Origin of the sequence: Pediococcus acidilactici (assembly GCF_016127815.1) — a bacterium.
In the GTDB taxonomy this organism is placed as follows: Bacteria; Bacillota; Bacilli; order Lactobacillales; family Lactobacillaceae; genus Pediococcus; species Pediococcus acidilactici.
Genome location: NZ_CP066046.1, coordinates 454,895 through 477,290 on the forward strand (window position 1 = coordinate 454,895; position 22,396 = coordinate 477,290).

A 22,396-nucleotide genomic window follows, 5' to 3' on the forward strand; every position below is an offset into this window, starting at 1 on the left:
GAATGTAGATATTATTCAGTTTTGAGAGGACAAAAGTTTTCTCAAGTGATAACGTAAGTTAGCACAGAGTGTGGTGACGATAGTGAGAAGGATATACCTGTTCCCATGTCGAACACAGAAGTCAAGCTTCTTAACGCCAAGAGTAGTTGGGGGATCGCCCCCTGCGAGGGTAGGACGTTGCCATGCGATTATTCCGGCATAGCTCAGTTGGTAGAGCATCTGACTGTTAATCAGGGTGTCGACGGTTCGAGTCCGCCTGCCGGAGTTTCATTTATTTGGAGAGTTGTCCGAGTTGGCCGAAGGAGCATCATTGGAAATGATGTAAACGGGTTAAAGCCTGTTTCAAGGGTTCGAATCCCTTACTCTCCGTATAATATGATCTGACCCGTTGGTCAAGTGGTTAAGACACTGCCCTTTCACGGCAGTAACATGGGTTCGAATCCCGTACGGGTCATTTTGGAGGATTAGCTCAGTTGGGAGAGCATCTGCCTTACAAGCAGGAGGTCACAGGTTCGAGCCCTGTATCCTCCATTCCAAAAGTGTTTTGGTCCTATGGTCTAGTTGGTTAGGACGCCTGCCTGTCACGCAGGAGATCACGAGTTCGAGTCTCGTTAGGACCGTTGCACCATTTTATATATATTATTTGGCTCGGTAGCTCAGTCGGTAGAGCAATGGATTGAAGCTCCATGTGTCGGCAGTTCGATTCTGTCCCGCGCCATTGTGAACAGTATAGTTCACTTGATTTAATAACAGTCACTTATTATCAATGATAGGGATATAGTTTAATGGTAGAACTACGGTCTCCAAAACCGTCAGTGTGGGTTCAACTCCTACTATCCCTGCCATGATGGCGGTAGTGGCGAAGTGGTTAACGCACCGGATTGTGGCTCCGGCACGCGTGGGTTCGATTCCCACCTACCGCCCTTTGAGTTCGTAATTGGAACTCAGTTTGTTAGATTTTTTAGTTGCCTCTGTGGCGGAATTGGCAGACGCGCTGGACTCAAAATCCAGTTCCTTCACGGGAGTGTGGGTTCGACCCCCACCGGAGGCATTAAAATAATTAAAGTTTGTTTCGTGTAATTATCGTGTATTTTTTACACGGGTGATTACACTTTTTTATTTGTTATGGCGGTATAGCCAAGTGGTAAGGCAGAGGTCTGCAAAACCTTCATCGTCGGTTCAAATCCGTCTACCGCCTTTTGGTCGAATACGATAAGAGCTTGACTCATTTTGGGTTAGGCTTTTTTGTTTGGGTTGCGGAGTAATCCTGTTTAGGAGCATTTGGTAAGATTACAGTTGGTTAGTTAGCAAAAAAATCCCTCCCTAAAGACATAATAATCGATAGGAAGAGATCAGTTTTTAAAATGCATTATTTATGTTTATTACGCCGACGTTGTTCAAGAAGTAATTTGATACTAAAGAACATATCGGTGAAATCATAAGCTGCAAAAGCCATTAAAATAACACGTAGAAAGGTTGACAAATTTGCAGAAACTTTCAAGTAGTAGACAAAAAAGATTCCTACAATCAAGTCAAATATGATGTTATAAATAAGAATTTGTGGTTTCTTGGTAGGAAAGATTAGTTTCAACTCCCTTCGTATTCAATATACCAGTATACTGTAAAAGTAATAAAATAACACCTACCCGACAACCTGATAATTGGTTTTATAATAATTTTGATTATGGTATTTACTTATAAGAGCTTGTAGGGACTCCGGGACCGCACTATTTTGGGAGATTTCTAAAATTGCTCGATTATATGGTTTTTGATCAAGCGGCTTTAAATTCAGTAGGGTAGTGGCGGTCTTGCCTGCAAGGTTATCAATCTGACTATCGAAAGCATCTAACGCATCTGTACTAAGTTCGAAAAAGTGGTACGTAAAAATTGAATTCTTTTGTATTGAATCAAAAGAATTCAAGACGGTGTAGCGCTGGGGAGCTTTAAAAATCGTCGGTTGATTTGAAAAATCGACTAACTGAAAGCTATCGTTATCGTTCTGATTAGCTAGTAGTAGTAACTTTCGCGAAGAATATTTTTTTTGAATCGATTTTAAAACGGCAGAGCTGCCGAAAGAAGTAGTAATTGTTTTAAACATTGAAACACCTCCAATTTTATAACCATTATAATGCTACAATGGACAAACTAAAAATATTAAAGTTCGATAAGGATATTAATTTGCGTTAAAATGGGTTAATGATGTCACATGGAGGGATTTTATGAAGATTACAATTTTAGGATACTATGGTGGTTATCCAAGTAAAAATACGGGGACTACCGGTTACCTAGTTCAAACCAAAGATACTAATTTATTGCTCGATGCTGGATCGGCTACTCTCTTAGAATTAGAAAAGCATCTCGATCCACTAGACCTAGACGCGGTTTTACTCACACATTATCATCACGATCATACAGCCGATCTAGGTGTTTTACAGTACCGTTGGCAATTGAATGAGAAGAAAAAAGTTGCAACGTTGCCGATTTATGGACATACAGAAGATCCGCTAAATTTTGGTGCACTAACCTGGCCCAATGCGTCCAAGGGAATTAGTTATCAAGTAAATGATGTAATTAAAGTAGGGGGATTGAAGATTTCCTTTGAAAAAACACAGCATCCGGTAGCGGCATTTGCCACCAGAATTGAGGAAGTTGCCACGGGTAAAGTCTTTACCTTTACGTCGGATACGCGTTATTTCGCGCAATTAGCTGATTTTGCGCAGAATAGTGATTTATTAATTACGGATACGAACTTTTTGAGTGATTATCAAGGAGTTAAATGGCACCTGACAACTAAAGAAACTGCGCAATTGTTTGATAACGCACATGCCCAACGTTTAATAATTAGTCACTTGTCGCCAAAGATTGATCCAAAAATAATGTTAGAAGAAACGCAACATTTTTCAGCAAATCCAACAAAAATTGAATTACCGGCTACCGGAAAAGTTATCGAATTATAAGGGTTTTATTATAAGTAAAAGTATTTTGTTGGTATAAGGTTATGTTTAAAAATAGCTCCTTCGTGTATTGAACACTTTTACTTTAAAAGTATTATAGGTCGATAAGTAAAAACTTTAATCCCGAATTAAGAATTATTTTTAGTTATTTTTTATAAGTAAATTTAAAAATAGTTCTAGATAAACACCCGGTAAAACTGTATAATATTAACCATAAGGCAGGTAATATTTAACGACGTTAAGGGGGACATACGTTATGGTTAATTTATATACTTCACCAAGTTGCACATCTTGCCGGAAAGCTAAGGCATGGCTTGAAGAACATGGTATTCAATATAAGGAAAGAAATATTTTTTCTGAACCATTAAGTGCTGCAGAGATTAAACAAGTTCTGCAGTTAACTGAAAACGGTACAGAGGAAATCGTTTCTCGGCGCTCAAAGGTTTTCCAAGAATTAGATGTCGATTTAGACGATCTTTCTTTAAAACAATTAATTGATTTAATTGAAAAGAACCCTGGGTTACTTCGGCGTCCAATCTTAGTAGACGACAAGCGTCTACAAGTGGGATACAATGAAGATGAAATTCGGCGCTTCTTACCACGTAAGGTAAGACAGCTTGAATTGGCAAGGGCACAAAAGATTGCTAATTTATAATGATTAATTAGGTATGTCGGTTCGCTGACGAGATCTTAAAAAGAATAGGTAAAGTTCAAACTAAGGGGCTAGGAAAATACTTTTTCCGGCCCCTCTTCATTTTTACTTGATTACAGACTAAAAATGGTTGAATCAGCTATGAAAGTGGAATTTTTAATGAATTTATGGGATAATCGTGGGGAACCTAATATATACTAATATTAGTGGGTTCTTTTCATTCAGTTTCGTTAAACTGGAGGTGCTGCTTAATGGAAATGGAACGAATTAATGAAGATACCATTCGAGTCAAGATCAGCTCAGAAGATTTGAGCGAAAGGGGAGTTACCTTCCTAGACTTGCTTGATAATCACAAAGAAATAGAAAACTTTTTTTATTCTGTATTAGAAGAAGTAGATACTGATCATCAATTTGCTAACAATGATGCAGTAACTTTCCAAGTTTTACCAAATCGTAATGGCTTAGAATTGTATATTAGTAAAAACCCCGCTAACGGAATGGAAGAGGCAATGAAATCAGTAGCGAAGAACGAATCACCTAGTAACGAAGAACTGGATGAAGTCTCTGATTTCTTGAAGAAAAAGCTTGCTGAAACTGATGGACAAGATGCCAATATGAGCAATCCGAGCCGTGATGCAGATCCGGCAGACTTTAATAGTTATGGCAGCGATAGTGACGACACCCAAACAAAGGTAATTAAACTTAACGATTTTGAAGGCTTACCAGGAATTGCGGCCGCGATTAGTGATGTGAACGGTCTGGATTCGGTCCTTTACCGCTATAAAGATAGTTACTATTTAGAGTTGGTTTTCTATATGAGTGAAAATACTCCCGAGTTGGTCAAGGATAATTTAGCTTTGGCGTACGAGTATGGCGATCAAACGTCAATTACTAGCGAAGTACTTCGTGAACACGGGAAAACAATTATTGATAGTGCTGCTTTAGAGTTAGCCAAACACTATTTTAAAGCGTAACGATTAGCTAGAAAACGGCTTTGAGGTTAGGGAAATCTGAACGGATTTTTCCTTAACCTCTTTTTTGTGGAAAAGTAGCTGCTATTTTTATGAAAATGCGTAAAAACATTTACTTCCGCGAATAATCTCTTTTAGCTTGCGTATTTGCTAATAGAGGTGAATTTAATGAAGGTTGCATTAACAGAAACGGGGAAATTGGTGAAAGCCGCTACTGCAATTGCTAAGGGCAGATACTATTGCCCACAATGCCACCGGCCATTACGACTATGTGCAGGACGTTATCGAAATAAGTATTTTGCTCATGTAGCTGAGAATAAGCCAAAATTAGGGAGCGAAGAAAGTCGACGGCACAAAATTGGAAAAACACGACTTAGAGATTACTTTATGAAATTAGGCTTAGAAGTGCAGACGGAATATTATTTTCCAGGCATTAAACGGCGTGGAGACGTGGTGGTGCGGGCACATGGCGAAATCTACGTGATTGAATACCAGTGTAGTCCCATCACGGTTTCGGAAATTCGCCAAAGAACGTACGATTACCAGCAAGTTAGTAAACATGTTTACTGGATTGCAGGACCGCAACACTGTAAGGAAAAGGGACTGCTAGCGACGATGCAAAAGTTTGGTCGGTACGCCACGCGCTACGGGTGGTGGTTTTTAGCGTGGGATGCTTTAGTCGATAATACGCCGTGGTTGTTTTATCAAGTTTACCGGCAACTATTTGGCAAAATCACTTACTTAAAACAGCCCCTGCTAGTAAATGATTCTAAAATTAGTATTCAAACTAAACCAGATTCTTTAACTAATTCAACGAACTTAATTAGGGAAGTTCGCCAACTTGAAAGACACGTGTTGGGAACAAAAATTGATCAACGTTATCTTAAGGTGCAACAGCTTTGTTATGAAAAGGGCCATTCTTTACTAGGGTGTCCGTGGGTGGTACACGTTCCCCAAAACTGTACGGATTTTTGGCATTTGAGTCCGCCAATTTTAAATCGTATTTGTATTTTACTTATGCTGGAAGAACCAAACGGTGTTAATGGTTGGATTAGTGAAGAGGTGGATCAAGAATTTTGGAATTACTTAGTTAATCATCATTGGATAGTTAAACGGGAGCAACGGTGGCAGTTTCGAGGGGAGGCAGTTACTTGGTTTCCGGATGCATCTACCAAAATGAATGCTTTGAAAGGTAATCTTAATGAATTGAGAAAGTAAATTGCTGGAAAGATTTTACAAAAAAGGCTGGAACTTAATCCAGCCTTTAAATTTGCTGTGGTATGAGAATAAGTCTGGCTAAATAAATTTCAAGACAACTCCCTGAATAGAATTTGTCTTGAAATTCTATTAATCAGAAAAATAATTTCGGTGCTCTAACAAGCTAAAGTGTCTCGGGAATAAATGAATTATCGTCATCAGATGCTAGTTTCAGTTTACAAACTGAAGCGAGGGTCTGGTAATCATAATGATCCATTAAAATGCCATATTCCTCATCTTTTACGTTAAAGGTTACCGCAGCGGGGATGCTTTCGGCACCCATTTCATGGGCCAATTGTTGGTCATGTTTAAATTCCTTTTGGACCATTTCAGAACGTCGGTCATCTTCAAACATGGTTAAGTCTAAACCAACTTGTTGAGCAAGTTGACTGCCTAGTTCGATAGAATAGCTTTCGCCCTTGTCGATTACTGCCTTTTGCATGGCAACTAGGAACTGGCGGCCCTTAGCACGCCCTTGGTAACAAGCAGCCTTGTAATCGAGGCAAGTTAAATACATGCGGTTAAATAGGTCGTTGTAATTACCATTTTTGACTTGGTTATGCTTCATATAGTTTAAGACAACCTGCATATTTAAAACCGGGAAGATTTTTAAATCTACTTTTTCCTCAGCACGGCCAAAATAGCGAATGGTCTCCTTTTCACATTTGAAGCATTCATCACCCCACGGAGTGATGAAAAGGTATGTTTCCAGCATTTAAATTCCTCCAAAGAATACGTAAGTCAAACTGATTATACTTTAACAAATTATGGCATAAAAGCAATTATTTTGCTTGAAAAACTCTGGAGAATGTTTAAAATAGTTGAGCGTGTTTCTATGATAAAATAGAAGAGGTTGTTAAATTGATTCGGGGGGATCCGTATGATTGAAGATTGGAATAGTTTTTTATTGCCGTATGCACAGGCTGTTTCAGAGCTAAAGGTTAAGCTAAGAGCAATGCGCACACAATTTTTAAGAAGTGACGAAGAAAGTCCAATTGAATTCGTTACTGGGCGTGTGAAGCCGGTAGATAGTATTAAAGAAAAGATGGTACGGCGCCAAATTTTAGAAGAACGAATCGAACAGGATATGCAAGATATCGCGGGCGTGCGGGTAATGTGTCAGTTTGTAGAAGACATTTATCAGGTGGTTGACCTGATCCGAAAACGAACCGACATGACCGTGATTGAAGAGCGGGATTATGTGGAAAATGAGAAGCCGAGTGGGTATCGGTCATACCACATCGTGATTGAATACCCAGTTCAAATGTTAACCGGGCAAAAGAAAGTCTTGGCTGAAATTCAAGTCCGGACTTTAGAAATGAATTTCTGGGCAACCATCGAACATTCGCTAAATTACAAGTTTAACGGTAATTTCCCTGCAGAGCTACGAACTCGCTTGCAGAAGGCATCCGTTAAGTCGTACGAATTAGACAAAGAAATGTCAGACATTCGTAAACAAATTTTATTAGCACAAAGGGAACAACGTGATGAATAAAATGAAAATAGCAATCTACCATTCGGGTGACGAACACTCAATCGAAGTCGGCCAAGATTTGAGCCAAATCTTACGGGAAAATCACATTGCTTTGGATGATCAAGACCCCACGGTGGTAATCACAATTGGCGGCGACGGCACTTTACTATCGGCAATCCAGAAGTACTTACCAATTATTGATCGAGTTCGCTTTGTGGGCGTTCATACGGGACATTTAGGTTTTTATACCGATTGGCGAGATTATGAGTTAGACGACTTGGTTAAGGCGCTGAAAAGCGATGGATGTTCCGAGATTGGGTATCCGTTATTAAATATTGACGTGATCCATACCGACGGAACGAAGGCTAATTATAAGGCGATTAACGAATCTACGTTACGGAAATTAAACGGTACTTTAGTTGCGGACGTTTTAATTGGGGATCAATTATTTGAGCGTTTCCGGGGGGATGGACTTTGTATTTCGACCCCGACCGGATCAACCGCATATAACCGGTCGGTTGGCGGAGCAATCGTGCACCCGCAGTTAGAAGCAATGCAGATGGCGGAGATTGCTTCGATTAACAACCGGGTTTTCCGGACGGTGGGAGCTGCGCTAATTTTAGCGCCAAATGAGACCGTTACGATTCGACCTTTACCAAGTTATCACCGAACTTACAATTTTACGGCAGATCGGCTAGGTATCTTAGATAAAAACGTGCAATCCGTACATTATGGAATTGCGGTTCCTAAGGTAAAGTTTCTTAAATACCGGCACACTGGTTTTTGGAACCGGGTGCGGAATTCGTTTATTGGTCAAATAGATGAAATTTAGTTGGCAAGTTCAAGATGAGTCCCCTCAACATCTACGAACTTTTTTGACACGGAAACGGATTTCCCGAGCACTATTAAAAAGTATTAAATTTAATGGTGGAAAAATTTTAGTTAATGAGCAGCCGAAACGAACTAACGCGATGGTGACTGCTGGTGACCAAGTAACCGTTGAATTACCGCCAGAGCCAGGGAACCCTCACGTGGTTCGGTCTCGTCAACCAATTGATGTGATTTACGAGGACCAGGACTATTTAGTGGTAAACAAGCCGCCATTTTTGCCAACGGTGCAGTCCGCCCGAAATCAAACGGATACCCTAGTAAACCGCGTTAAGAATTATTACGCGGAAAGGGATTATGAAAGTCAGGTTGTTCACGTGGTGACCCGACTTGATCAAGATACTTCGGGGCTAGTTTTGTTTGCCAAACACCGGTTTGCACATACAATTATGGACCAAGATTTACGACAACACCGGGTGCAAAAATATTATTTAGCAATGGCGACGGGAAGGTTTGCACAAAGTCACGGTTTAATTGACGCCCCGATTGAAAGGGACCCAGCTTCCTTTATTAAGCGCAGGGTGGCCAGCGCTGGCAATGGGAAACCTTCAAAAACAGAATATTGGGTGCTGGAGCAGAATGCTACGGATTCCCTATTGAAAGTGCAGTTACACACTGGGCGAACCCATCAGATTCGGGTTCATTTTAGTGAACTTCACCATCCGTTGATTGGGGATCCGCTTTATAACGAAACTTCCTTTAGGAACTTACAAAGGCAGGCGCTGCACTGCTTTTCATTGAAGTTTGAGAATGTGTTTAGAGGAAAGAAAATTGACGTACAAGCGCCAATTCCAAATGACATGCTTGAATATTGGAAGAAAGAAAAGGATAAAGAATAATGGATAATACTCAAGCGATTTTTGATAAATTAAAATTAGAATTAAATAAAGAAGACGCAAAGAGTTTCAAGGAAGATTTCCTTGACTTACATAATTATGATCAGGGGCGTTTTTTTGGGGAGTTAACCGGTCCCGAACGGCAACTGGTTTATCAATACCTCAGCCCAGATGAACTGGCAGACGCCTTTGACGAAATCGATGATGAGCCGGATTTGATTGCGGAATACTTAGATGAAATGACTCCGCGATATGCGGCAGCGTTGTTGAACGGGATGTATGATGATAACGAAGCCGACGTATTGGGGGCGGTTCGCAATGATAAGTTGCACAAGTTACTATCGTATATGCAACCCGTGGATGCGGCTCGCGTTCGGCAGCTGCTAAAATACGAAGATAAGACGGCGGGAGCGTTGATGACTACCGAATTTATTTCGGTAGCGGTCGATGCCACGGTTGGTTCCGCAATGAACCAGGTTAAGCAAGAAGCCCAGTATGCGGAAACTATTTCGTACATTTACGTAGTAAACGAATCTAACCAACTAATTGGGGTAATCTCCGTTAAGGACTTGATTGTTAATCCTGACGACGTATTTATTAAACGGATTATGAATACTAACGTGGTGTCGGTATTGGATAACGAAGACCAAGTTGAGATTGCCACTCAAATTCGGGACTACAATTTTATTGCGATACCGGTAGTCGATAAGAACAATAAAATGTTGGGAATCATTACCGTTGACGACATCATCGACGTAATTGACGAAGAGTCCGCCCAAGATTATTCACGGTTGGCCGGGGTTGGTACGGAAGACCTGTCGGAAAATCCTTGGGCAGCTTTCAAGAGCCGGATGCCTTGGTTAGTAACTATGTTATTCTTGGGATTGATCAGTGCGGTCGTAATTAGCCAATTCCAAGGGGTTCTTGACCGATTTGGCGTACTGGCAGTTTTCATCACTTTGATTACCGGGACGGCTGGTAACGCAGGTACTCAAAGTTTGGCGGTCGCAATGCGCCGGTTGGCAAATGATGAAGATGATAATAGTGGATTTAAAATTATTTTAAATGAAATTCTAACGGGACTTTTAACTAGTGTACTTACTGGTTTAGTGATTTTCGTCGTAGTATTGCTTTGGCAACACAACTTAATGCTTGGCATAATTGTTGGGGCAGCCATGTGGGGAGCTATTTTTATCGCTAATTTGGTAGGTAGTTTAATTCCGATTATTCTGGAAAAGTTAGGTCAAGATCCAGGGGTAGCTAGCGGACCACTGATTTCCACCGTTAGTGATATTATTTCAATTTTAATTTACTTTAACATTGCGACAATTTGCTTAGCGAACTTTCACTAGGACAGGTTAATTAATAGTATAAAAAGCATCGTGATAATTCCATGAATCAGGGGAATTACCACGATGCTTTTATTTTAGGATTAAACTAATTTCGAGCCGTGTAGTTCGGGAACGTGAAGTTGTTCAGCAATTTCAGCAGCGTTATCAACGGTGACGCCACCACCCGGCATTACGATGATGCGGCCCTTAGCGTATTCAACGGTTTCCTTGAGGTGGCTAAGCGTATCTTCAATGGGTTTAGTTAACGGACCACCATGGGTTAAGATCCGATCCACGTCGTGGTCAATCAGCCAATCAATACTAGCGGCTTGGTGCTCTACCGGAATCGCGTCAAAAGCCATGTGGAAGGTGATTTGCATACCACCGGCAGCGCCGATTAATTGTTCCATTGCCTCTTCGTCAATGGTTCCTTGGGGAGTCAATGCACCGAAAACTGCACCGTCAACGCCAAGCTGTTGTGCTTGGAAAAGGTCGGCTTCCATCATTTTTAATTCAATATCGTTATAAACAAAGTTGCCGCCCCGGGGCCGGATCATAGCCATAACCGGAATGTGATGTTCGCTAGCGTATTTCTGGCTTTCCGCCATTACCCCGTGACTGACGGTAGTGCCGCCCACCGCTAAGTTGTCACAAAGCTCAATTCGATTAGCCCCGTTGGCAATTACCCGGGGAATGTCAGTGTAATTTTCTACTGGAACTTCTTTAAGCATAATTAACCTCGTTTTTATTTAAAGTAGACGCAAACCACTTCTGGAGCGGCAAAGTCTTTTTGAATAAGTTTAAGTTTACCATTCTCGGAATTTCTTTCAAATAAACTCAAGTTATTGGTGATCTGGTTGCCACAAACAAGAAAACGCTCGTCAGCATTTAGGGCAAAATCACGGGGGAAGCTACCTGCAATGGCACAATTTTGGATTAGTTCGAGGGTGCCATCGTCATTAACCGCAAAAACGGCGATTGAATCATGGCCCCGGTTGGATACGTAAACGAAACGGTTGTCGCTAGTAATTCTAATTGCGGCGGCTCCATTATGTTGCTCCCAGTCGTCGGGAATGGTTTTTAGCGTTTGAACGTGACGAAATTCACCATTGTGGTAATTAAGCACTTCTACTTCACTTGCCAATTCACCAACTAAATAAGCCGTGTTTCCTTGTTGGTTAAATACAACGTGCCGCGGGCCAAACCCTGGAGCAGTTTCGTACTTAGAAACCGTTTGGAAGCCGGTGGCTGCATCATAATCTAAAATAAATACTTCATCACAACCTAAATCACAGACCACAAGGTGCTCATCGGGAGTACGATCAACGTAATGGGGATGGGCTTCACTTTGTTCTGGACGCGGGCCGGAGCCTTGATTAGTAAAGGTGTGTGCTAAATTAAGGGTTCCGTCGGCTTGAATTTGATACGCATGAACGGTGCCTTCGTGATAATTAGCGTCAAAAACTAGGTGACGTTGTTCGTCTACGGTTACGTAAGCAGGCGGGGTTCCCAGCTGTACTAAATGTTGTAAAACTTGAGAACGGTCGCCTAGTTGAGTTACCGAAACACCTCCTTGATCTTGGTAACGATCGACAGCATACAGCATTTGCTGTTGACTTACCGTTAGATAGGTTGGGTTTTCTACTTTGGCAACTAATTGTAAGTTTTGGAGTTGTTTTTGGGTTGTATCAAGTTCAACTTGATAGATTCCTTCACTGGTTTGTTTGGTGTAGGTACCTAATAAAATGGTTTCAATCATAGCACTTGTGCTCCTCTCTAGGTAAAACTCACCGTTAAGTATAGCATATTTCACGGATTGAATACGTTTTCTGAAGGTGTGAGAACCCCACTATGGTACAATAAAATCATAATGAGTAAGGGGTGTGTTAAATGATTTCAGCTAAGGTAAAAAGTATTGGACCAGAGGCAATTGCTAAGCAAGATCGGTTAGCAATTTTGTTTGACGAAACCGCAACGCCAGATTTAAAGAAAATTGCGGTTGTCCAAGAAATTGAAAAAGATAATGATCAGCAATTTAACTTAAAAGCGGGTTCACAAATCGTAATTGGTGAACAAACCTATGACGTTAAATTTGTTGGTAGTTTGGTAAATCAAAATTTGCAAAGCATTGGTCACACGACGCTGGTTTTTAAAGAGGTACCTGAACAGCCGTTGGCGAGCGCAATTTACCTTAGCCCGGATGTTTTTCCCGATTTTAAAGTGGGGGAAACTATTCAATACAAGTGATTGGACGGTGAAAGTTGATGGAACGCAAGCCTAAAGTACCTAGGTGGAGAACGTGGTTTAACCAGTTAGTACTCAATAACCGGCCGGTCGTTAGTTTGATCATCGTGTTATTAGTGTTACTAATTTTATTTATGTTTTCAAAAGTTACCTGGATTTTCAAGCCGCTGGAAGACTTCTTTAAAATTGTGGGATTTCCCATTATTTTAGCGGGCGTTTTGTATTACTTGTTGAATCCGTTGGTTGATCGGTTAGAAAGTCGCTTTAAAATGAAACGGGTGGTTTCCATCAGTATTATTTTTGTCGGGGTGGCTATCTTAATCGTTGCTGGAGTAGTGGCGGTGATTCCCGTGATTCGAGAACAAACTGCAGCGCTAATTCAAAACTGGCCAGATTATTGGAACGCTGCTATAGAAAAAATCAATGGTATCTTAAATGACCCACGCTTAGGTGATTTTCAAAAGCAATTCCACGGAGTTAGTAGCGAAACTATTCAATCGTGGACAAAGAAAGTAACGAGCGTTGCCAATAATACGGTCACTTCGTTGGGAAGCGTATTGAGCTTAATTACGAAGGTGGTGATTGGCATCATCACCATGCCGTTTATCCTGTTTTACTTATTGCGGGATGGACATGACCTTCCAGAATACCTAGCGAAGGCTTTTCCTGTACGGTATCGGCCCCAATTTCTCCAGATCCTTGGTGAAATTAATACCCAATTAAGTCAGTATATCCGGGGACAATTAGTGGTCGCATTCTTCGTGGCCCTGATGTTTTTTATTGGTTACTTAGTAATTGGGCTAAAATTTGCACTTACCCTCGCAGTTGCGGCAGGATTTTTAAATTTAATTCCTTACTTGGGGTCGTTTTTAGCAATGGTTCCTTCCATAGTAATTGGCGCGTTCATCTCGCCAGTGATGTTGGTCAAGGTGCTGATTGTTTTTGCAATTGAACAAACGTTAGAAGGCCGTTTCATTTCACCATTAGTTTTAGGAAGCAACCTAGCGATTCATCCGGTAACTATTTTGGTGGTTTTACTAGCGTCGGGACAAATGTTTGGTTTGGTTGGTGTGATTTTTGGGATTCCTGCTTATGCAGTGCTAAAGGTACTGTTTATCCACGGTTTTGAACTTTTCAAGCGTCGGGTAGGCGGTTACGAACAATAGCTAATTTGCAGAATGAAAAAAGTAGTGTTAGTATGCGGATGGAGCCCGTGTTACGCGGATATCGAAGGGATTTCGTTTGAAACGATTCGGGGACTTCACGAACGTAGATACTCGCCGCGCAATACCGAGTGTCTACGTTTTTAATTTTAAGACTAAATGGAGATTAAAAATGACAAATCATATTGTATTATTTGAGCCGTTAATGCCGGCTAATACCGGAAATATTGCCCGAACTTGTGCGGGAACTAACGCGGTATTACATTTAATTAAGCCACTGGGTTTTGAAATCAGTGATAAGACTTTAAAACGGGCCGGCTTAGATTATTGGGACAGCGTTAAGGTGGTTTACCACGATAACTTACCTGATTTTTTAGCGACCGTTAAGGATCGAAAACGACTTTTTGTGGTTTCTAAATTTGCTTCAAAAGCTTATACTCAAGCTGATTATACTGGAGCTGAAGACGACGTGGATAACTACTTTCTTTTCGGGAAGGAAACGACTGGACTACCGGAAGCCTTTATGCGCCAATATGCGGATTGTGCAATCCGTATTCCGCAAAATGACCAACATATTCGGGCATTGAACCTATCAAACTCGGTAGCAATTGTGATATACGAAGTTTTACGACAACAGGAGTTTCCTAACTTAGAAATTAGTCATGAATACGAAAATGATAAATTGAAATAGGGTTAGATATGGCAAAAGCAAAGAAAAGGCGTAAAACAACGCGCAAACGAAAGAAGCAACAAAGCCTCCCTACCCAAAATTTATTGGGGCTGGCGTACGTACTGGTTGCCCTTTTAGGTTATTTTGGCCGGGGATTCTTAGGAATGCTGGTTGCCAATATGTTTCGGATTTTTGTGGGGAGCCTAAGCCCGCTGGGGTTTGTATTGCTATTTTTTTACGGGCTCTACCTGCTATTTATGGGACGGGAACTACGGTTTAAAGGCGCTAGCGACCGGGTAATCGGGCTTAGCTTAACCATGATTGGTTATTTGCTTTGGGTCGAGTACCGGTTTGCAAGCGGACTAAATTTGGAAAGTGGGTTTGTTGCCCGGACCGTTGAGGGAATCGAACGATCCTTTTTAGAACAAATCACCACTAACGATATTGGAGGCGGTTTGCTAGGGGCGGTCTTCTATAGCGGCACGCACTTCTTGTTGAGTGAGATTGGCAGTGCCATTTTAGCAATTGTTTTGATGACGGTGGGCTTAGTAATCCTCTTTGGCATTCCTTTTGATGAAGTTCTATCAAAGACGGGTCTCGCAATTCTTTGGATTACACAGCGGTTAATCGAAGGAATTCGGGCATTAACCCGCGGCGTTTTGGACTGGTGGGAACAGCTGGACTTTACGATTAGCAAACCGGATGTTAAACGAACCCCCATGGAGAGGAAGCCGCCGGAGGATGGTGCTACTAAACAGCCCGTTAAGTCAGAAAGGACGCGCGTAGAGCCAACTACCGAAGAACCGGTGGTCGATGGGACTCGTGGTATTGAACACCCCGCGGAGCCTAAGATTGAGATTTCAACCAATAACCAACGAAATCCGCGGAAACCTAAGAATCAGGAAAAGCAACCAACCGCTAACCCGGAAGTGGGATTTGAAAGCGAGAATAAGTTGAATCCTAACTATCGGTTGCCATCTTCAACCTTGTTAACCGAAATTCCGCAAGCTGACCAAAGCTCAGAATACGATTCAATCAAAAAGAACACCCAAATTTTACAGGACACTTTGAATAGTTTTGGGGTGGACGCCTCGGTAGAAAGCGTGAAAATGGGGCCATCAGTCACCGAATATGAAATTCATCCGGCAATTGGGGTGAAGGTTAGCAAAATCGTTGGTTTGGCGGACGACTTAGCTTTGGCTTTGGCTGCTAAGGATATTCGAATTGAAGCACCCATTCCAGGAAAATCACTGGTTGGAATTGAAGTCCCTAACCGGACGATATCAACGGTTTCGTTCCGTGATATCATTGAATCCCAACCAGCGCACCCAGATGATCCGTTAAAAGTACCCATTGGGCGTGACGTTTCGGGTAACCTAGTTGAAGCTAACTTAGTTAAGATGCAACATTTGTTAATTGCCGGGGCAACTGGTTCAGGGAAGTCGGTAATGATTAACGTAATTATTACCGGGTTGCTAATGAATGCCCGACCTGACGAGGTTAAGTTGATTTTAATTGATCCTAAAAAGGTTGAGTTGGGAATTTACAACGACATTCCTCACTTATTAACTCCGGTAGTTACCGATGCGCGAAAGGCTGCTAAAGCATTACATAAAGTGGTTGCAGAAATGCAGCACCGCTATGATTTGTTTGCGGAAATGAATCAGCGTAATATTAAAAGTTACAACGAATTCATTGAGGAACAAAATGCAGCGGACGGTGGAAAACGGCCAAAAATGCCGTACATTGTTGTAATTGTGGATGAGTTAGCGGACTTGATGATGGTGGCTTCTAACGAAGTGGAAGATGCGATTATTCGGTTAGCTCAACTAGCGCGCGCTGCTGGAATTCACATGATTATCGCTACCCAGCGGCCTTCGGTTGACGTGGTAACGGGATTGATTAAGGCTAACGTACCTTCCCGAATTGCATTTGCCGTAGCCTCGGGAACCGATTCACGAACCATTATTGATGCTAACGGTGCTGAAAAGCTCCTTGGCCGAGGAGATATGTTATTCTTCCCAATGGGCAAGAACAAGCCAGAGCGGGTTCAAGGAGCATTCATCTCGGATCACGACGTTAAGGAAATCGTTGATTTTGTTAAGCAGCAACAAACTGCAGAATACGATGATCAACTAAACGTTACGGATCAAGAAGTTGCCGAAACTGAAGCTACTGACGGATTGGATGAATATTATCCGGAAGCCGTTGAGTTAGTAACGGAAATGCAACGAGCAAGCACGTCTATGTTGCAACGGAAGTTTCGAATCGGTTACAACCGGGCGGCGCGGATCATTGACCAGCTTGAGGAAAACGGGGTGATCGGTCCGCAAGAAGGTAGTAAGCCGCGTAAAGTTTACCGTACTAAAGATGAGCAATAGGTGTCCTTAGTGTTTTGAGGACAATTTCAAAAAGACGGGACTGTGCCAAAAGTCTCTAAACAAAAAAACGGTTCATGAGGTGAAACTTCCTCATGAACCGTTTTTTATTTTGGCATTTTGACTTCAATAGAGCCAAAACGGGTGCCAAAAGCAGTTGGTTCCGCTTAACCAAAAAATTGATCATCATGCCCAATTCAGGCATCATGGTCAATTTTCAGTTAATGCTCGCAAACTACCCGACTTTTGTCCCACGCTCGTCTCTTTTATATCTAGATGTTTAAGCACCCAGGAGTTGGGCAAGGGGGGCGTAAAGTACGCTGCCCAGGGTCAAGATAATCATAATCCAAACAAAGACCATGATGACCTTTTGCAGACCGCTCTTTTTCTTCTTTTTATTATTATACATTTAAAAACACTACTTTCTCATGATTTACAGCAATTCTACAATAAGTAATTTTTTTAGGCAAATCCAGGGATGAATCCCCCACTTTTTTTCCACCTCGTAAAACAAGTGAAAACCCTGTTCGTATCAAGCTTTTACAGAATGTTTAAATTTAATAAAAAATTGGGAAAAAACATTTGTAATTAAGTGGTGGAAAGTGGGGGGAAGTGGTAATATTGTTATAGATTTAGTTGACGGAGGCGGTTTCATGTTCATGGGTGAATTCGAACATTCATTGGACAACAAGGGACGTTTGATCATACCATCTAAATTCCGCGATCAACTAGGCGAGGATTTCGTAATTACGCGAGGGCTAGATGGATGCTTATTTGGCTATCCCTTGAGTGAATGGAAACTCGTCGAAGAAAAGCTTAGTCAACTACCATCTAATAAGAAAAATAATCGGGCGTTTGTTCGTTTTATGTTTGCTGATGCAGCCCAATGTAACTTTGATAAGCAGGGAAGAATTATCATTCCTAAAAAGTTGCGGGTCCACGCAGATTTGCAAAAAGAATGTGTTTTAGTAGGGGTTTCTAACCGAATTGAAATTTGGAATAAGGCCCGCTGGGAAGCTGCTATCGAAGAAACTGAAGCGAACTTTGACGATATTGCCGAAAATTTAATTGATTTTGGATTGTGATATAAATGACAGAATTTAAACATACCACCGTGCTATTGGAAGAAACCGTTGCTGGATTGAATATCCGCAAAGACGGCGTTTATGTGGATTGTACCCTTGGCGGGGGCGGCCACAGTCAGTTGATTTTATCTAAGCTGGGCTCTACAGGTCATTTGTATTCGTTTGACCAAGATCAAACAGCGATTGATTACAATCAAGATCATTTGGCACCATACATAGCAAATCAGCAAGTAACCTTTATTAAGGCTAATTTTAGAAACTTAAAAAATGAATTAAACCAACGAGGAATTGATCACGTTGATGGGATCCTATACGACTTAGGGGTTTCCTCACCGCAATTCGACGATGCCCAGCGAGGCTTCAGCTATCGCTATGACGCACCGCTTGATATGCGCATGGACCAGAGTCAAGAATTAACGGCCCAAACGGTAGTCAACGAATGGTCGTACAACGATTTGGTCCGGATTTTCTTCCGTTATGGAGAAGAAAAGTATGCAAAGCAAGTTGCACGGCGAATAGAAAAAGTCCGCGAGCAACACCCCATTGTAACTACCGGGGAACTAGTCGAGATTATTAAAGAAGCAATTCCGGCGGCAGCGCGCCGTACGGGCGGTCACCCCGCTAAACGGGTGTTTCAAGCAATTCGAATTGCGGTCAATGATGAGTTAGGGGCTTTAGAAGAATCATTGGAACAAGCCCTAGATTTGTTAAACGACAACGGCCGGATTTCAGTGATTACGTTCCAATCGCTGGAAGATCGCTTAGTAAAACGCATGTTTAAAGAAAAGACAGAAATTGGTGATTTACCGGCTGGACTACCAGTTATTCCAGCTGATAAAAAACCACATTTTAAATTGGTTAATCGTAAACCAATCGTTCCTTCTGAGGACGAACTAAAGGAAAATCGTCGAGCACATAGTGCAAAATTAAGAATTATCGAAAAGTTACAGGAAGGGTAGACGCCAATGGCTCAAAATAATGATTATGCTGGTCGTTCAAGAATGATTAACGAACCAACTTCAATTGCCGGAGTAGGGAAAAAAGAATTAAAAAAAGCCCGGGAGGTTGTAACTGCTCGACAACTGCCCTTGTCGAAGTTTGAAAAGTTTTTGATAACATTTTGCGGATTTATTTTGGTAGGGTTAATGCTTACCGTTGTTTCTGGTAAAATAAGTTTATCTAATGCACAGCATAAACTTGAAGCAACACAAGAGAAGACAACGGCCTTATCAAGCAAAAATACAACTATGAAACAAGAGGTTAATCAGTTATCCGACCAAAATCGGTTAAATAAAGTTGCTAAAAAGGCAGGCCTTTCTCTTAATTCAGAGAATATAAGGAATGTAAATAAATGATGAACCCAAAAAAGCGAACGACTAATACTACGGAAACTCAGCACAATCGGATGATGTTTGGAAAATGGTTTTTATTGATTGTAGCAGGAGTATTTATAGTGATTGTTGGGCGCTTTTCTTATATTGCCATTAATAAGACGATTGAAAGCGTCAATCTCAGCAGTCAAGCCAAACGGCTATACACGGACAATAAAACTATTAAGGCTAAACGAGGTTCCATTTTAGATACCAATGGGAACCCGATTGCCGAGGATACTAGTACATATTCGATTTACGCGGTGGTAAGTAAAAAGCAGGTGGGCCCAAATCGCCAACCGCTGTACGTAACCGATAAAAAGAAAACGGCGCGTGTATTGAGCAAGTATCTACCAATTAGCTACAAAAAAGCGTTAAAAACTTTGAGTCCTAGTAATCCCAAGACTTTCCAAGTGGAATTTGGGAGTGCGGGAAATAACATTTCCGTAGCAACTAAGGAAAAAATTGAAAAATACAAATTAACCGGGATTAACTTCGTTTCCTCCGAAGCGCGCTTATATCCTAACGGGGTTTTCGCCTCAAACTTAATCGGCTTTGCCCAACAGTCTCAAGAAAAGGGTAGCGATACCACGCAACTTTCAGGAGTTATGGGGCTCGAAAAGATGTTGAACAAGCAGTTGACGGGAACCGATGGGGAAAAATCCTTACAAAAGGATAAGTTTGGTTACCAATTGCCGGGATCACAGGTGGAACGTCCAGCGCGGGATGGAAGCACGGTCTACACCACCTTGGATCAACGGTTACAAACCATCATGGAAAGCACGGTCAGCAAAGTACAGTCTCAGGCACATACTGAGTCGATCGGGGCAACTATCATGAACGCTAAGACCGGGGCAATTTTAGCAACTACCCAACGTCCAACGTTTAACGCCTCCACTAAGAAAGGCTTGTCCAAAGCTTGGAATAACGGTTTAGTACAGGATACTTATGAACCGGGCTCAACCATGAAGATTTTCACCACCGCTGCTGCAATTGATAGTGGTAATTTTGACCCAGATGAGTTGTATAAGTCGGGTACCTACGAAATCGATGGACAGGTAGTGCCCGATTGGAAGCGGGAAGGCTGGGGATTAATTTCCTATGAAAAGGGATTTGCCCTTTCTAGTAACGTGGCAATGGCCCATTTGGAACAAAAGATGGGTGCCAAAACTTGGAAGAAGTATATTAAACGATTCCACCTACTCGAATCAACTAACTCTGGTTTAGAAGGCGAATCCAAGGGTAGCATGCAGTTTGACTATCCAATTGAGCAAGCGGACACCGCCTTTGGGCAAGCAATTAACGTGACGGCCATGCAAATGTTGCAAGGTTTCACCGCGATTGCTAATAATGGACAAATGGTGAAGCCACAGTTTGTTAAAAAAGTGGTGAACCCCAACACGGGAAAAACGACCTACCAAATGAAAACCAAAAAAGTGGGCCGTCCAGTGAAAGCTAAAACTACTAAAGAAGTCCGTAAGCTAATGCAAGATGTGGTTTATAAACCATACGGAATCGGGAGCGACTTTAAGCTGAAGGGTTACCGGATTGCGGCAAAAACCGGTACGGCGCAAGTTGCAAGTAACGGGAACTACGCTTCTGGTGACGACAGCTACCTGTATTCGGTAGCCGCGATGGCTCCTGCAAAAAATCCGAAGTACATCATGTACATTACGATGAAAAAACCAAACTTGCCTGCGGATAAGACGGCAACCCAGTTACTAGATGAAATTTTTGGACCAGTGATGAAGCAGGCCCTTGAACAAGATAAATCCACTGCGAATACGGACATTGATAGTTCCATTGAAGTACCAAACGTGGTTGGTAAAGATGCTGACGACGCGGTGAAGGAATTGGGTAAAAATAACGTAGCTGTGGTTCGGTTAGGTAATGGAAGCCGGATTTTGGCACAATCGGAATCGGCCGGTAGTAAGTTGTTAGTGGGCCAGCGGATTCTTTTGAATACCGGAGGAACGGTTACCATGCCGGACCTTACGGGATGGTCCAAAAACGACGTGATTAAACTTGCTAAAATGTTTAACATTGAAGTTAAGTACCAAGGTAAAGGTTTTGTAGCCGGTCAGTCGGTCGCCAAAGGAACTACGCTTCAATCAGGAATGACCATGACGGTAACACTCAAAAAATAGCATAGGAGAAGAAAAATGAGTAACTTGTTAGCGGGCGGCTTAAGTGCCGTAATTACTTTAATAGGGATGCCCAGTTTTATCCATTATTTCCGGGCACGGAACGAAGGGCAAATGATCCGAGAAGAAGGCCCCAAGTGGCATCAAAAGAAATCTGGGACACCCACGATGGGAGGACTAGTTTTCATCGTGGCCATTATCGTGGCTGCGATCATCAGCGGGTTGGCGTTCCATTTATTGACCACCAACCTAGTGATGCTCCTCTTCGTTCTTTTAGAATTCGGTTTGATTGGTTGCTGGGATGACAGTATTAAATTATTAAAGCGGCAAAACGAAGGTTTTAAAGCTTGGCAAAAGCTGCTTGGTCAAATCATTGGCGGATTGATTTTTTACTGGGTCATTAAAGAAACTGGCGTAGCCTTGCAATTATCAATCCCCGGAATCGGAATTTGGCATCTTGGCGGTTGGTACGCACTATTTGTAATTTTCTGGTTAGTTGGCTTTTCCAATGCAGTCAACCTTTCGGACGGACTGGATGGTCTAGTTGCTGGTTTATCGACGATTGCGTTTGCTACTTACGCAATTATTGCTGCGAAGCTCAATCAACCTGCAGTGATGCTATTTTGCTGGGCGGTGGTTGGCGCAATGTTAGCCTTTCTCGTATTTAACCACAAACCAGCCAAGGTCTTTATGGGAGACATGGGTTCCTTAGCATTGGGCGGCGCCTTAGGGGCGGTTTCCATCATTTTGAATCAAGAATTGTCACTACTACTGGTGGGAATCGTATTCGTATTGGAAACCCTCAGCGTAATTTTACAAGTGCTGTCCTTTAAGCTAACCGGACGCCGAATTTTTAAGATGAGTCCCATTCACCATCATTTTGAAATGTTAGGTTGGAGTGAATGGAAAGTCGACACCGTCTTTTGGATTGTTGGATTGATCGGTGCGCTAATTACGTTAATTAGCATTTGGTAGGGAG

23 protein-coding genes, 10 tRNA genes and 1 rRNA gene are annotated in these 22,396 nt (G+C 41.9%); 28 read left to right on the forward strand and 6 right to left on the reverse strand.

The features are described from left to right. Positions 1-69: 69 nt before the first annotated feature. The 11 genes from rrf to I6H64_RS02305 all read left to right on the forward strand — a co-directional run bounded on the left by rrf (position 70) and on the right by I6H64_RS02305 (position 1,198). A 5S ribosomal RNA gene (gene rrf / locus I6H64_RS02255) occupies positions 70-186 on the forward strand. Positions 187-192: 6 nt separating this feature from the next. Then, positions 193-265 (forward strand) — tRNA-Asn (locus I6H64_RS02260). 12 nt (positions 266-277) lie between these two features. Further along, positions 278-369, forward strand: a tRNA-Ser gene (locus I6H64_RS02265). 13 nt (positions 370-382) lie between these two features. After that, positions 383-454, forward strand: a tRNA-Glu gene (locus I6H64_RS02270). Positions 455-458: 4 nt separating this feature from the next. Continuing rightward, a tRNA-Val gene (locus I6H64_RS02275) sits at positions 459-531 on the forward strand. 15 nt (positions 532-546) lie between these two features. Next, positions 547-620, forward strand: a tRNA-Asp gene (locus I6H64_RS02280). 25 nt (positions 621-645) lie between these two features. Then, a tRNA-Phe gene (locus I6H64_RS02285) sits at positions 646-718 on the forward strand. Between the two features lie 53 nt (positions 719-771). After that, a tRNA-Trp gene (locus I6H64_RS02290) sits at positions 772-845 on the forward strand. Between the two features lie 5 nt (positions 846-850). Then, positions 851-923 (forward strand) — tRNA-His (locus I6H64_RS02295). Positions 924-967: 44 nt separating this feature from the next. Then, positions 968-1,051 (forward strand) — tRNA-Leu (locus I6H64_RS02300). A gap of 76 nt (positions 1,052-1,127) precedes the next feature. After that, positions 1,128-1,198, forward strand: a tRNA-Cys gene (locus I6H64_RS02305). A gap of 171 nt (positions 1,199-1,369) precedes the next feature. Here I6H64_RS02305 and I6H64_RS10080 read toward each other — a convergent pair. Next, positions 1,370-1,591, reverse strand: coding sequence for a hypothetical protein (locus I6H64_RS10080; protein WP_036686809.1), 222 nt, complete (start codon positions 1,589-1,591; stop codon positions 1,370-1,372). 51 nt (positions 1,592-1,642) lie between these two features. Beyond that, positions 1,643-2,098: a hypothetical protein gene (locus I6H64_RS02310; RefSeq protein ID WP_008841374.1), complete on the reverse strand. Its 456-nt coding sequence runs from the start codon at positions 2,096-2,098 to the stop codon at positions 1,643-1,645. A 121-nt stretch (positions 2,099-2,219) separates the two neighbouring features. Here I6H64_RS02310 and I6H64_RS02315 point away from each other — a divergent pair, with 121 nt between their 5' ends. From I6H64_RS02315 to I6H64_RS02330, 4 genes are all read left to right on the forward strand, one after another. Next, positions 2,220-2,957, forward strand: a complete 738-nt coding sequence (locus I6H64_RS02315; RefSeq protein ID WP_002830543.1) for an MBL fold metallo-hydrolase — start codon at positions 2,220-2,222, stop codon at positions 2,955-2,957. A 253-nt stretch (positions 2,958-3,210) separates the two neighbouring features. Next, positions 3,211-3,609, forward strand: a complete 399-nt coding sequence (gene spxA, locus I6H64_RS02320) for a transcriptional regulator SpxA (RefSeq protein WP_002832011.1) — start codon at positions 3,211-3,213, stop codon at positions 3,607-3,609. Between the two features lie 248 nt (positions 3,610-3,857). After that, positions 3,858-4,580, forward strand: coding sequence for an adaptor protein MecA (locus tag I6H64_RS02325; RefSeq protein ID WP_002830539.1), 723 nt, complete (start codon positions 3,858-3,860; stop codon positions 4,578-4,580). Between the two features lie 165 nt (positions 4,581-4,745). Continuing rightward, positions 4,746-5,795 carry a competence protein CoiA gene (locus I6H64_RS02330; RefSeq protein ID WP_036685256.1) on the forward strand — a complete coding sequence of 350 codons (1,050 nt, stop codon included), beginning with the start codon at positions 4,746-4,748 and terminating at the stop codon, positions 5,793-5,795. A 163-nt stretch (positions 5,796-5,958) separates the two neighbouring features. Here I6H64_RS02330 and I6H64_RS02335 read toward each other — a convergent pair whose 3' ends face one another. Further along, positions 5,959-6,549, reverse strand: a complete 591-nt coding sequence (locus I6H64_RS02335; protein WP_008841372.1) for a DsbA family protein — start codon at positions 6,547-6,549, stop codon at positions 5,959-5,961. 165 nt (positions 6,550-6,714) lie between these two features. On the opposite strand from I6H64_RS02335, the gene I6H64_RS02340 reads away from it, so the two are divergent. The 4 genes from I6H64_RS02340 to mgtE are packed head-to-tail and all read left to right on the forward strand — an operon-like array spanning position 6,715 to position 10,384. Further along, the gene (locus tag I6H64_RS02340) at positions 6,715-7,329 is read left to right on the forward strand and encodes a GTP diphosphokinase (protein WP_002832006.1); all 615 of its coding nucleotides are present in this window, start codon (positions 6,715-6,717) and stop codon (positions 7,327-7,329) included. 1 nt (position 7,330) lies between these two features. Continuing rightward, complete coding sequence (locus I6H64_RS02345; protein ID WP_002830534.1) at positions 7,331-8,140, forward strand: NAD kinase; 810 nt, start codon at positions 7,331-7,333, stop codon at positions 8,138-8,140. After that, positions 8,130-9,035 carry an RluA family pseudouridine synthase gene (locus tag I6H64_RS02350; protein WP_008841371.1) on the forward strand — a complete coding sequence of 302 codons (906 nt, stop codon included), beginning with the start codon at positions 8,130-8,132 and terminating at the stop codon, positions 9,033-9,035. Before I6H64_RS02345 ends, I6H64_RS02350 begins: the two co-directional genes overlap by 11 nt. Then, on the forward strand, positions 9,035-10,384 hold the full coding sequence (gene mgtE, locus I6H64_RS02355; protein ID WP_002830532.1) for a magnesium transporter: 1,350 nt from the start codon (positions 9,035-9,037) through the stop codon (positions 10,382-10,384). Before I6H64_RS02350 ends, mgtE begins: the two co-directional genes overlap by 1 nt. An 80-nt stretch (positions 10,385-10,464) precedes the next feature. Here the strand turns inward: mgtE and I6H64_RS02360 are convergent, their stop codons facing one another. Further along, entirely contained in the window at positions 10,465-11,094 is a 630-nt protein-coding gene (locus I6H64_RS02360) for a copper homeostasis protein CutC (RefSeq protein WP_005918593.1), read from the reverse strand. Positions 11,095-11,108: 14 nt separating this feature from the next. Beyond that, positions 11,109-12,122 carry a lactonase family protein gene (locus tag I6H64_RS02365; RefSeq protein WP_008841367.1) on the reverse strand — a complete coding sequence of 338 codons (1,014 nt, stop codon included), beginning with the start codon at positions 12,120-12,122 and terminating at the stop codon, positions 11,109-11,111. A gap of 131 nt (positions 12,123-12,253) precedes the next feature. On the opposite strand from I6H64_RS02365, the gene I6H64_RS02370 reads away from it, so the two are divergent. The 4 genes from I6H64_RS02370 (at position 12,254) to I6H64_RS02385 (ending at position 16,821) form a co-directional block, all read left to right on the forward strand. Further along, positions 12,254-12,610, forward strand: a complete 357-nt coding sequence (locus I6H64_RS02370; protein WP_002830528.1) for a PTS glucitol/sorbitol transporter subunit IIA — start codon at positions 12,254-12,256, stop codon at positions 12,608-12,610. A 17-nt stretch (positions 12,611-12,627) separates the two neighbouring features. Then, on the forward strand, positions 12,628-13,773 hold the full coding sequence (locus I6H64_RS02375) for an AI-2E family transporter (protein ID WP_008841366.1): 1,146 nt from the start codon (positions 12,628-12,630) through the stop codon (positions 13,771-13,773). 169 nt (positions 13,774-13,942) lie between these two features. Continuing rightward, complete coding sequence (locus I6H64_RS02380; protein WP_004165988.1) at positions 13,943-14,461, forward strand: tRNA (cytidine(34)-2'-O)-methyltransferase; 519 nt, start codon at positions 13,943-13,945, stop codon at positions 14,459-14,461. Between the two features lie 8 nt (positions 14,462-14,469). Beyond that, entirely contained in the window at positions 14,470-16,821 is a 2,352-nt protein-coding gene (locus tag I6H64_RS02385) for an FtsK/SpoIIIE family DNA translocase (protein ID WP_008841364.1), read from the forward strand. Between the two features lie 277 nt (positions 16,822-17,098). Here I6H64_RS02385 and I6H64_RS02390 read toward each other — a convergent pair whose 3' ends face one another. Next, positions 17,099-17,227 (reverse strand): DUF4044 domain-containing protein, encoded by a 129-nt coding sequence (locus I6H64_RS02390; protein ID WP_002831993.1) that lies wholly within the window; start codon positions 17,225-17,227, stop codon positions 17,099-17,101. A gap of 244 nt (positions 17,228-17,471) precedes the next feature. Here I6H64_RS02390 and mraZ point away from each other — a divergent pair, with 244 nt between their 5' ends. From mraZ to mraY, 5 genes are read left to right on the forward strand one after another with little or no spacing between them, the layout of a single operon-like run. After that, the gene (gene mraZ, locus I6H64_RS02395) at positions 17,472-17,903 is read left to right on the forward strand and encodes a division/cell wall cluster transcriptional repressor MraZ (RefSeq protein ID WP_002831992.1); all 432 of its coding nucleotides are present in this window, start codon (positions 17,472-17,474) and stop codon (positions 17,901-17,903) included. Positions 17,904-17,908: 5 nt separating this feature from the next. Beyond that, a complete protein-coding gene (gene rsmH, locus I6H64_RS02400; RefSeq protein ID WP_056985184.1) occupies positions 17,909-18,862 on the forward strand; it encodes a 16S rRNA (cytosine(1402)-N(4))-methyltransferase RsmH in 954 nt (317 codons plus the stop codon). 6 nt (positions 18,863-18,868) lie between these two features. Next, complete coding sequence (ftsL, locus tag I6H64_RS02405; protein WP_004165986.1) at positions 18,869-19,258, forward strand: cell division protein FtsL; 390 nt, start codon at positions 18,869-18,871, stop codon at positions 19,256-19,258. After that, entirely contained in the window at positions 19,255-21,420 is a 2,166-nt protein-coding gene (locus I6H64_RS02410) for a penicillin-binding transpeptidase domain-containing protein (protein WP_036685253.1), read from the forward strand. Before ftsL ends, I6H64_RS02410 begins: the two co-directional genes overlap by 4 nt. Before the next feature lie 15 nt (positions 21,421-21,435). After that, positions 21,436-22,392, forward strand: a complete 957-nt coding sequence (gene mraY, locus I6H64_RS02415; protein ID WP_005918608.1) for a phospho-N-acetylmuramoyl-pentapeptide-transferase — start codon at positions 21,436-21,438, stop codon at positions 22,390-22,392. Positions 22,393-22,396: the final 4 nt, after the last annotated feature.

Coding starts and splice junctions, on each gene's coding strand:
- I6H64_RS02310 (WP_008841374.1), bottom strand. CDS start 2,098: ATGTTTAAAACAATTACTACTTCTTTCGGCAGCTCTGCCGTTTTAAAA.
- I6H64_RS02315 (WP_002830543.1), top strand. CDS start 2,220: ATGAAGATTACAATTTTAGGATACTATGGTGGTTATCCAAGTAAAAAT.
- spxA (WP_002832011.1), top strand. CDS start 3,211: ATGGTTAATTTATATACTTCACCAAGTTGCACATCTTGCCGGAAAGCT.
- I6H64_RS02325 (WP_002830539.1), top strand. CDS start 3,858: ATGGAAATGGAACGAATTAATGAAGATACCATTCGAGTCAAGATCAGC.
- I6H64_RS02330 (WP_036685256.1), top strand. CDS start 4,746: ATGAAGGTTGCATTAACAGAAACGGGGAAATTGGTGAAAGCCGCTACT.
- I6H64_RS02335 (WP_008841372.1), bottom strand. CDS start 6,549: ATGCTGGAAACATACCTTTTCATCACTCCGTGGGGTGATGAATGCTTC.
- I6H64_RS02340 (WP_002832006.1), top strand. CDS start 6,715: ATGATTGAAGATTGGAATAGTTTTTTATTGCCGTATGCACAGGCTGTT.
- I6H64_RS02345 (WP_002830534.1), top strand. CDS start 7,331: ATGAAAATAGCAATCTACCATTCGGGTGACGAACACTCAATCGAAGTC.
- I6H64_RS02350 (WP_008841371.1), top strand. CDS start 8,130: ATGAAATTTAGTTGGCAAGTTCAAGATGAGTCCCCTCAACATCTACGA.
- mgtE (WP_002830532.1), top strand. CDS start 9,035: ATGGATAATACTCAAGCGATTTTTGATAAATTAAAATTAGAATTAAAT.
- I6H64_RS02360 (WP_005918593.1), bottom strand. CDS start 11,094: ATGCTTAAAGAAGTTCCAGTAGAAAATTACACTGACATTCCCCGGGTA.
- I6H64_RS02365 (WP_008841367.1), bottom strand. CDS start 12,122: ATGATTGAAACCATTTTATTAGGTACCTACACCAAACAAACCAGTGAA.
- I6H64_RS02370 (WP_002830528.1), top strand. CDS start 12,254: ATGATTTCAGCTAAGGTAAAAAGTATTGGACCAGAGGCAATTGCTAAG.
- I6H64_RS02375 (WP_008841366.1), top strand. CDS start 12,628: ATGGAACGCAAGCCTAAAGTACCTAGGTGGAGAACGTGGTTTAACCAG.
- I6H64_RS02380 (WP_004165988.1), top strand. CDS start 13,943: ATGACAAATCATATTGTATTATTTGAGCCGTTAATGCCGGCTAATACC.
- I6H64_RS02385 (WP_008841364.1), top strand. CDS start 14,470: ATGGCAAAAGCAAAGAAAAGGCGTAAAACAACGCGCAAACGAAAGAAG.
- I6H64_RS02390 (WP_002831993.1), bottom strand. CDS start 17,227: ATGTATAATAATAAAAAGAAGAAAAAGAGCGGTCTGCAAAAGGTCATC.
- mraZ (WP_002831992.1), top strand. CDS start 17,472: ATGTTCATGGGTGAATTCGAACATTCATTGGACAACAAGGGACGTTTG.
- rsmH (WP_056985184.1), top strand. CDS start 17,909: ATGACAGAATTTAAACATACCACCGTGCTATTGGAAGAAACCGTTGCT.
- ftsL (WP_004165986.1), top strand. CDS start 18,869: ATGGCTCAAAATAATGATTATGCTGGTCGTTCAAGAATGATTAACGAA.
- I6H64_RS02410 (WP_036685253.1), top strand. CDS start 19,255: ATGATGAACCCAAAAAAGCGAACGACTAATACTACGGAAACTCAGCAC.
- mraY (WP_005918608.1), top strand. CDS start 21,436: ATGAGTAACTTGTTAGCGGGCGGCTTAAGTGCCGTAATTACTTTAATA.